The 8,663-nt window shown below is 60.1% G+C and carries 8 protein-coding genes; 4 read left to right on the top strand and 4 right to left on the bottom strand.

The window, feature by feature from the left end; all coding sequences use genetic code 11:
• Positions 1-215: 215 nt before the first annotated feature.
• Positions 216-1,451, bottom strand: a complete 1,236-nt coding sequence (locus tag HAT86_RS04445) for an META domain-containing protein (RefSeq protein ID WP_167193802.1) — start codon at positions 1,449-1,451, stop codon at positions 216-218.
• 144 nt (positions 1,452-1,595) lie between these two features.
• Positions 1,596-3,068 carry an NAD-dependent succinate-semialdehyde dehydrogenase gene (locus tag HAT86_RS04440; protein WP_167193800.1) on the bottom strand — a complete coding sequence of 491 codons (1,473 nt, stop codon included), beginning with the start codon at positions 3,066-3,068 and terminating at the stop codon, positions 1,596-1,598.
• A gap of 85 nt (positions 3,069-3,153) precedes the next feature.
• Between HAT86_RS04440 and HAT86_RS04435 the strand changes: the two genes are divergently transcribed.
• Positions 3,154-3,942, top strand: a complete 789-nt coding sequence (locus tag HAT86_RS04435; protein ID WP_167193798.1) for an alpha/beta hydrolase — start codon at positions 3,154-3,156, stop codon at positions 3,940-3,942.
• A gap of 78 nt (positions 3,943-4,020) precedes the next feature.
• Here the strand turns inward: HAT86_RS04435 and HAT86_RS04430 are convergent, their stop codons facing one another.
• On the bottom strand, positions 4,021-5,016 hold the full coding sequence (locus tag HAT86_RS04430; protein WP_167193796.1) for a P1 family peptidase: 996 nt from the start codon (positions 5,014-5,016) through the stop codon (positions 4,021-4,023).
• Between the two features lie 154 nt (positions 5,017-5,170).
• Here HAT86_RS04430 and HAT86_RS04425 point away from each other — a divergent pair, with 154 nt between their 5' ends.
• The 3 genes from HAT86_RS04425 to HAT86_RS04415 all read left to right on the top strand — a co-directional run bounded on the left by HAT86_RS04425 (position 5,171) and on the right by HAT86_RS04415 (position 7,769).
• Complete coding sequence (locus tag HAT86_RS04425) at positions 5,171-6,379, top strand: aminopeptidase P family protein (protein ID WP_167193794.1); 1,209 nt, start codon at positions 5,171-5,173, stop codon at positions 6,377-6,379.
• 530 nt (positions 6,380-6,909) lie between these two features.
• Positions 6,910-7,176, top strand: a complete 267-nt coding sequence (locus HAT86_RS04420) for a hypothetical protein (protein WP_167193792.1) — start codon at positions 6,910-6,912, stop codon at positions 7,174-7,176.
• A gap of 17 nt (positions 7,177-7,193) precedes the next feature.
• Entirely contained in the window at positions 7,194-7,769 is a 576-nt protein-coding gene (locus HAT86_RS04415; RefSeq protein ID WP_167193790.1) for a DUF1523 family protein, read from the top strand.
• Between the two features lie 21 nt (positions 7,770-7,790).
• Here HAT86_RS04415 and HAT86_RS04410 read toward each other — a convergent pair whose 3' ends face one another.
• Positions 7,791-8,663 carry a dimethyl sulfoxide reductase anchor subunit family protein gene (locus HAT86_RS04410; RefSeq protein WP_167193788.1) on the bottom strand — a complete coding sequence of 291 codons (873 nt, stop codon included), beginning with the start codon at positions 8,661-8,663 and terminating at the stop codon, positions 7,791-7,793.

Genomic DNA, 8,663 nt, shown 5'->3' with positions numbered 1-8,663 from the left:
CACGGCGCGATCACGCAACTCAACAGGATGTGGCTTGCCCATAACTGACCCCCATATATGCCTCAAAAGCATGGAATCACAAAGCAAGCATCATGGGAATCCTGAATCTGATCAGGGGCGACACGCTCTAATGTCCGTTGACCTTTGAATGGCACATGCCCGGCCAGATTTGGCCGGGCTTTTTGTTTGGACTGACGTCTTTCAGTTCCGGCCGGTCAAGGCCGCCGGGCTGTCAAAAGCGGCTTGTCCTCGGGGCCGCCGATCAAAACCAGCGCGCCATTTTCGTTGAAATTGAAACGCCGCACCTGCTCCAACGCCTCCAGAACACGGCGTTCCTGTGTCATCAGGGCGTCGGGGCAGGCCATCATGGTGCCAGCCATTTTCCCAAGGTTCAGGCCTTCTCCGGTCAGATCAAAGCTGCCCATGTAACGATTGCAGCCGGTGCTGCCCGACACACGCCCGTTATCCCCGAACTGCAGGGTGATGTTCGAATCGTCCAAGATGCCATGGCCTGCTACATCTTCAATCTGCCATTCGCCCCCCGTCAGCAGGCTGGCCGGATCACCGCCGCAGCCGCGCAAGGCCCGCCCATCAACCTCAAGCGTGGCCCGATGCGGATGCGGCATCCCGGTGGCGTCATCGCGGCACAGCGTATCCTTAACCGTCAACCGCGCGTCGATACCCGACATGTCGAAGACATAGCCGCCCGGAATAACCTGCACATCCGGGCGCGGCGCGCGGCGAGTCAGGGTGCCGTAATCGGCCACGACCTCAACATCCGATGGCCCGATGATCACATGCCAGCCCGGCTCGTTCCCGCCCGCGCGATAGGGGGCGGCGTTGTCATCGACCATCGCACAGTCGGGAAGTTTTTCCCCCGCGACCGTGATCATCGCCCTATCCCCCTTGGACCAGAATTCAGTGTCGTCATCGGTCGTGCTGACATATCGCGCGCCCGACGCCGATATGGCCGGGATCATCTCGAAATCCTGTCCGTTGACGCGCAGGGTTGCCGTGTTGTCCAGCACGCCAAACAGAACCTCGGCCCCGCCACATTTGAAGCGTGTGGCAAAGGCCATGGGGGTGATACGCTTCAGCTTGATCATTCCCAGATCAACCGGGGCCTCACCTGCGGCAAACGGGATGTCCTGCGCGATCCACCAAGGGGCATCCTTGACCCGTATGATCGCGCTGACCGACCCCGAGAGGCCCTTGGGCACAGTCAGTTGGAAATCCAGCGGCACTTGCGCCCCTTCGGTTTGAAACTTTTGAAGGTCAAATTCCGTTTGAAAGGCGCCTTCGGCCCCAACGGTGACCTTGGCCCCGTCGGGCAGGGCGATCTTTGGCACATAGGTCAGTTGCCCGGTGATCTGGCGCCTATCCTGTTGCGCAGTGACGGCAGACGCCATGGCCAGAGTCACGGCGCAGACGTGCAAGAGATGGCGAAACATGATCAACCTCCCGGGCAGTCGGGGTTTGCTTGGTCTATTGGTCTTTCTTTATTGAAACCGAAACATACGGTTGCGTCACGCCAAAAATAAACCGCGCGACCTGAGGGCAGGCCGCACGGCTTGGCGCGCACGCTATGGGCTGTCTTAGACACTCATGCAGATGTATTTCATCTCAAGAAATTCATCGAGTCCGTGATGGCTGCCTTCGCGGCCAAGGCCCGATTGCTTGACCCCGCCGAACGGTGCCACCTCGGTCGAGATGATGCCGGTGTTCACGCCGACAATCCCGTATTCCAACGCCTCGGCCACCTTGTAGACCCGGCTGAGGTCTTTGGCGTAGAAATAGCTGGCCAGACCAAAGATGGTGTCATTTGCCATGGCGATCACGTCATCCTCGTTTTCGAACTTGAACAATGGCGCCAGCGGGCCAAAGGTTTCATCGGTCGAAAACTGCATGTCCTTGGTGGCCCCGGTCACGATCGTGGGCGGCAGGAAATACCCCGGCCCTTGTGGTGCGCCGCTATCGCCCAAGATCACATTGGCCCCTTTGGCCTTGGCGTCGGCGATATGGGTTTGCACCTTTTCGACGGCACTTGCGTTGATCAGCGGGCCAAGGGCGACGCCCTCTTCCATACCGTCCCCCATCTTGAGCTTTTCAACCGCCTCTTTCAGCTTGGCGGCGAAGGCATCATAGACACCGGCCTGAACGTAAATGCGGTTGGCGCAGACGCAGGTTTGCCCATTGTTGCGGAACTTGCACATGATTGCGCCTTCTACGGCGGCGTCCAGATCGGCATCGTCAAACACGATGAACGGCGCGTTGCCGCCCAATTCCATCGAACATTTCATCACCTGATCGGCGGCTTGGCGCAGCAAAATGCGCCCCACTTGCGTCGAGCCGGTGAAGGTCAGCTTGCGCACGATCGGGTTTTCGCAAAATTCCTTGCCGGTTTCCGAGGCATTCGAGGATGTCACTACCGAAAAGACACCCTTGGGGATGCCAGCGCGTTCTGCCAAAACCCCCAAGGCCGTGGCCGAAAGCGGGGTCAGTTCAGCGGGGCGCGCCACGAACGCACAGCCTGCGGCCAAGGCTGGCGCGGCCTTGCGGGTGATCATCGCATTGGGAAAATTCCACGGCGTGATCGAGGCGGCAACGCCGATGGGCTGCTTGATCACGGTGATCCGCTTGTCGCGCTGGTGGCCCGGAATGGTTTCGCCATAGACGCGCTTGGCCTCTTCGGCGAAAAACTCGACGAAACTGGCGCCATAAGCGATCTCGCCCTTGGCTTCGGCCAAGGGTTTGCCTTGTTCAGCGGTCAGGATAACGCCAAGGTCGTGCTGGTTTTCCATCATCAGGTCGAACCACTTGCGCAGCACCGCGGCGCGTTCCTTGCCGGTCCAGCTGGCCCATTCTTTTTGGGCGGTCTCAGCTTCGGCGATGGCTTTGGCCACCTGTGCGCGGCTCAGGTCGGCAACATGGGCGATGACATCGCCCCGGGCCGGGTTCGTCACCTCGAATGTGCCTTCGTCGCCGTCAACCCAGTGTCCGGCCAGATAGGCTTGCTCGGCCAGCAGGCTGGGGCCGTTCAATAGCGATTTCAGATCGGTCTTGGTCATGGCGTTTCCTCCCATTTTCGGAATGATATGGCAAAGGCAAAGCATCTTGCGCTAGGCTTGTCCAGATCAACGGCGGGAATATACGATGGAACTGGATGATGCCTATGCCAATGCGGCCCATATTGCAGGGGCTGCCGATTACCCGCCGCTCTGGGCGGAGCGCGCCAAGGCGTATCGCGACAGGCTTGCCGGGGCTGGACGTGCCAAACTGGCGGTGCCCTATGGTGACAGACCGCGCGAGGTATTTGACCTGTTCCTGCCCAAGGCGGCGCACAAAGGGGTATGCGTTTTTGTGCATGGGGGATACTGGCTGCGGTTCGATAACTCTTACTGGTCGCATCTGGCAGCCGGGCCTTTGGCCCATGGGTGGGCGGTGGCGATGCCCTCTTATGACCTGTGCCCGGATGTGCAGATTGCCGATATCACCCGCCAAATTGCGCGTGCGATTTCTGAGGCCACCCGGCAGATCGCAGGCCCATTGGCCCTTGCGGGGCATTCCGCGGGCGGTCATCTGGTGGCGCGGATGGGCGTGCCGGGCGTGTTGCCGTCCCAAGTGGCGCAGCGCGTGCAAAGCATCGTGCCAATCTCACCCGTGGCGGACCTGCGCCCTATGCTCAAGACCTCGATGAATGTTCAATTTGGGCTGGATATGGCCGCGGCCAAGGCGGAAAGCCCGGTGTTGATGACGCCAATGGATGTTCCTGTAACGGTCTGGGTCGGCGGCGAAGAACGCCCCGTGTTCCTTGATCAGGCGCAATGGCTGGCCAAGGCTTGGGGGTGTGGCCATGTCGTGGCCGAGGGCAAGCATCATTTCGACGTGATCGACGCGCTGGCCGACCCTGACAGCGCGATGGTTGCCGCCTTGATTGGCTGATCTTCATTGTTCTTTAAATACTCAAATCGCGTCACCTGCGGTTGGCGGTGTTATATGAGTATTTTTGGAACAATGAAGTCAGGTGTACAGAGACTGCCAGCAGGGCAGCGGGTCATCTGCGGACGGGGTGGCAAGGTAGACCGCACGCGCAATGGCGCGGGCCATGCAGTGTGCCGCAGCGTGGCCCAGATATAGCGTATCCGCAAAGGGCGAATCCAACGCACGTGCGCCGGTGGCGGCGGCAAAGATCAGATCGCCATCCATCGGAGTGTGCGACGGCATCAACGCGCGGGCCAGCCCGTCATGGGCTGCTGTGGCCAGCCGGGTGCATTGGGCCTTCGTCAGCTTGGCATCGGTCGCCACGATCCCGATGGTGGTGTTTGCGTGGCTTGAAAGTTTGGTCGGCGGCATCGCCGTGTCGGGGTAGCTGCGGGCGGGGCCAAGCCCGCCGAACTCGTCGCCTACTTCAAATGGGGCGGCCCAGAAATATGCGCTGTCGCCCACCGTGGCCGAACCAAGGGCATTGACCACCACCAAAGCCCCCACGGTATGCCCCGAGGGCAGCACCCATGAGGCCGACCCAAGCCCGCCTTTCAGGTTGGCAGTGGTGGCACCGGTGCCCGCCCCGACGCTGCCAAGGGCGAAATCGCTGCCCGCCTGCGCCAGCGCTGCGGCGCCGAGCGATTTATAGGGGTTCTTGGGCCAATCCTTGTCGCCGCCGTTCAGCAGGTCGAAGACGATCGCGCCGGGCACAATCGGGACAAGCTGATCGGCGACAGCAAACCCGCGCCCGGCGGCACGCAACGCATCCGCCACGCCCGAGGCTGCATCAAGCCCAAAGGCTGATCCGCCCGACAAAACCAGCGCATCCACCTGTTCGACCGTTTTATCGGGGGCCAAAAGATCGGTTTCCCGCGAACCCGGCGCGCCGCCCATCACATGCACACCCGTTGTGAACGGCGCATCGGCGGTCATGACGGTCGCACCGGTTTTGATTGTTGTATCCTGCGCGTTGCCCACCCGCAGGCCCGGCACATCGGTGATCAGATTTTTGGGGCCGGGTCTGGCGGTCATGGGGCGTGGTCCTTTGAAATTCTCAAAAACCATCTTGCCAGATCGTGCAGGATCGGCAAGGAAAGGGATGACCGGGGCGATGGCGTCGCCCTATGGAGTCGTTCAATCCAAAACGTCCTGAACGCCGGGACCTTTCTTTGATAGGAGGGTCGTTATGACTGCACGTCCTGAAATGTATCGTTTCCACAATGGTGAAAAGGCGCCGTTGCCCTTTGTGGCCTCGGAATACGAGGCGCGTCTTGCGGGGTTGCGCGAGATTATGGACCAAACCGGCGCACAGGCGGTTGTTCTGACTTCGATGCACAATATCGCGTATTACAGCGGCTTTCTGTATTGCGACTTTGGCCGCCCCTATGCGCTGGTCGTGACCGACACAGACAGCGTGACGATCAGTGCGGGGATCGACGCGGGCCAGCCGTGGCGGCGGTGCCTCGGTGACAACATCACTTATACCGATTGGCAGCGCGACAACTATTGGCGCGCGATTCGGTCCGTGGCGGGCGAGGGCAAGGTCGTCGGATACGAAGGCGATCACCTGACGCTGCAGGGGCGTGACAAGCTTGAGGATTTCCTCAAACCTTTGACTATAGTCGATCTGGCCCCGGCGACGATGCGCCAGCGGATGTGGAAATCCCCGGCCGAGATTGCGTTGATCCGCGAAGGGGCGCGGGTGGCCGATGTGGGCGGCTATGCCATCCGTGATGCGGTCAAGATCGGGGCGCGCGAAATTGATATCGCCATGGCGGGCCGCGACGCGATGGAGCTAGAAATTGCCAAATCCTTCCCCGATGCCGAATACCGCGACACATGGGTTTGGTTTCAGTCCGGTTTGAACACCGATGGGGCGCATAACCCTGTCACGGCCCGGCAGGTGCAGCGCGGCGATATCCTGAGCCTGAACACCTTTCCGATGATCTCGGGCTATTACACCGCGTTGGAGCGCACGATGTTCGCGGGCGAGGTTGACGATGCGTCACTGAAAATCTGGGAGGCAAACGTGGCCGCCCATGAATATGGCATGTCGCTGCTGAAACCGAATGTCAGCTGCGCCGAGGTGACCCAAGCGATCAACGCGTTTTTCGAAGAGCGCGATTTGCTGCAATATCGCACCTTTGGCTATGGTCATTCCTTTGGGGTGCTTAGCCATTACTATGGCCGCGAGGCCGGACTGGAACTGCGCGAGGATATCGACACCGTGCTGCAACCCGGGATGGTCATCAGCATGGAGCCGATGCTGACCCTGCCACAAGGACAGCCGGGCGCGGGCGGATATCGGGAACACGATATTCTGGTGATCACCGAGGACGGCAACGAAAACATCACCGGCTATCCCTATGGGCCTGATTTCAACGTCGTCGGCTAAAGCCGGTTGAAAAAATCAAGGCGGCCCGGTTCGGGGCCGCCTTTTGCATTTCGCGGTGCAACGTGTGGCCGCGATCCCTGCGGGAATGGCTTTGCTGCCAATAAAGTCTCCCGAAGAAATCTTCGGGAGACTTCCGTGCCAGAGGTCGGCTTTGCGGACTTTGCTGCCGGTCCTTCGATGCCCCGCTCGGAATCAAGGCCGAAGGCCGCCGAGCATCGCCGGGCCGCCCCCGGCACGGCGATTGGGTAGGTCATGGCACATAGATCAGAAGTTACGCGCGAGTGGCTGGTATAAAGTGCATCAGCCCAGAGGGTGGATCACCGCACCGCGGCCCGTCGCGGCGCGGCTCATGATTTCATGTCCAGCAAGGGCTCGAAGTGGTCATCGCGCTCCGAGCCCTTAGCGCTCATCTGCACCACGAAATGCAAAGGGCTGGGGTTCGGGGCCGCCCATAACAACAGCCGATCATTGCCCCGGCGGCGTCCGCGCCTTATGCAAAGACAAACACGCATTGCGCATAAGGGTATCCCATGCTGGCATTCTTGCGACTGGTCGTTTTCGGCTTTCTGATCCTGACGGTGATCTATGTGGTTGTCTCGTTCTGGTCCCGTGCGACCCGGCGGCGCAAGCTGGAACAGGAGTGGCAGGCATCAGACCGCCCCGGTGACAAAGACACCTATATCACCGAAGGTATGGCGCAATATGACAGGTCCTTGCGCCGCAAGCTGATCTTGTTGATCTATGTCCTACCGGTTGTCGCGGTGGCGGCGATCATTTATGTCACGAATTTCATGTAAGTAAGGGGGCTGCCGCGATGGGTTATGTCAAATGGGTGTTCTGGGCGCTGTTCTGGCTGATCGTGGCCGGTTTCCTGCATTACACACTGCCGCAGCGCGATATCGTTCGCATCGTCAACACCTATGAAGAGCGTCAGGACGTCACCGGCTGGACGCGCATGTTCTGGGCGGCCTCGGATGAAACACAGGCCAGACTGGAAAGTTGGGATGTGCAGTTCATTCAGGCGGTGCAGCCGGATGGTGACCCGATGGTGTATCGCAACGAAGATACAGTCTGGGGTTGGCCGCCCTATTTCAAGTTTGACACGGCGAACCTTTACACCGATGCCAATGATGGGGTTTCCCGAAAAGATGCGCCCGAGTGGTATGCCGTTACGCATTATGGCTGGCGCAATGAATTCCTTTCGATCTTTCCCAATGCGGTGTCGATCCATCGCGTGGATGGCCCGGATGTCCGGTTGATCCCGTGGTTCAATATCATCGTTCTGACGGTTTTGGCGGCCTTTGCGTGGGGCATATGGGTGCGGTGGAAACGGTTCCGCAAGAACCGGATTGAACCGACCATAGATGACTGGACCGATGGCTGGGGCTGATCCGGTGTTGCACGGAGGATGTTATCTTTTGCCGTAATACAGGCCCACAACATGTTCGGCCTCGGCAAAAAACAACCATCTGGAGGCGGCAATGCCCGCCAGGTGAACCAGAATCGCCAAGGCCGCGATCATATGGCCCACAGGCAGCAGCAGTAACAAAACAGGCAGCCCGTAGCCCAACACAAGGGTGATCGTGCGCAGTTTGACAGAATGCTTGCGCCCGACGACATGCACGAATTCCTTCAGCAGGTAATTGGTGCCCGTATGGGGCGGCTCGAACGCGCGGACCTGCCCGATATGGCCAAGGCCGGTGGCGCTTTGCATGTCTGTTCCGCTCTCACGCAGCGCGGTGTCACCGCGCACCCACCACACCACTTGCAGCACCGCCGCGATCGGCAACAGGATCAGGGCTGCGGTGATCTGGCCCGCCAACAATGCACCGCCCGCCAAGGATATCGCCAACAGCAAGGCTGGGGTCAGCGGAGTTTTCCAGCGGGGCACGGTTTTCAACTGCCCGTAAATCATCGCGGTGGAATACACCGTCAGCAGGCACAAGACCGCACCAAGCCACCCCAGAACAGTCCATTCAGCGCCAAAAAACACCAGCCCGGTCCCGTAAACGGCCATGACCGTCAAGGCGGCCACGCTGGCCCATGCCTCGCGGCTAAGCCAACTGCTGCGCCATTGGGTAAATGCCTTCAATGCTCGCTCGGGGTGGCCAAGGTGAAAGGTCGACGCCAACAAGCCGCCCACGGCCAAGGCATAGGCGATGGCAAAAAACACAAATGCCACCCAACCGGTGACGGCAGTCAGGCCAAGCCCCAGCCAGACCAACAAGCCAAAGCCCAAGCCCGACAGGGTGGTGAATATGATGACGGAGGGTGCGGGATGCAT

Source organism: Roseovarius gahaiensis, from assembly GCF_011601345.1.
GTDB lineage: Bacteria > Pseudomonadota > Alphaproteobacteria > Rhodobacterales > Rhodobacteraceae > Roseovarius > Roseovarius gahaiensis.
This window is presented reverse-complemented; position numbering and strand designations above follow the sequence as displayed.

Excerpts from the sequence above, each read along its gene's own strand:
- HAT86_RS04445 (WP_167193802.1), bottom strand. The coding sequence starts at position 1,451 with ATGTTTCGCCATCTCTTGCACGTCTGCGCCGTGACTCTGGCCATGGCG.
- HAT86_RS04440 (WP_167193800.1), bottom strand. The coding sequence starts at position 3,068 with ATGACCAAGACCGATCTGAAATCGCTATTGAACGGCCCCAGCCTGCTG.
- HAT86_RS04435 (WP_167193798.1), top strand. The coding sequence starts at position 3,154 with ATGGAACTGGATGATGCCTATGCCAATGCGGCCCATATTGCAGGGGCT.
- HAT86_RS04430 (WP_167193796.1), bottom strand. The coding sequence starts at position 5,016 with ATGACCGCCAGACCCGGCCCCAAAAATCTGATCACCGATGTGCCGGGC.
- HAT86_RS04425 (WP_167193794.1), top strand. The coding sequence starts at position 5,171 with ATGACTGCACGTCCTGAAATGTATCGTTTCCACAATGGTGAAAAGGCG.
- HAT86_RS04420 (WP_167193792.1), top strand. The coding sequence starts at position 6,910 with ATGCTGGCATTCTTGCGACTGGTCGTTTTCGGCTTTCTGATCCTGACG.
- HAT86_RS04415 (WP_167193790.1), top strand. The coding sequence starts at position 7,194 with ATGGGTTATGTCAAATGGGTGTTCTGGGCGCTGTTCTGGCTGATCGTG.
- HAT86_RS04410 (WP_167193788.1), bottom strand. The coding sequence starts at position 8,663 with ATGCATCCCGCACCCTCCGTCATCATATTCACCACCCTGTCGGGCTTG.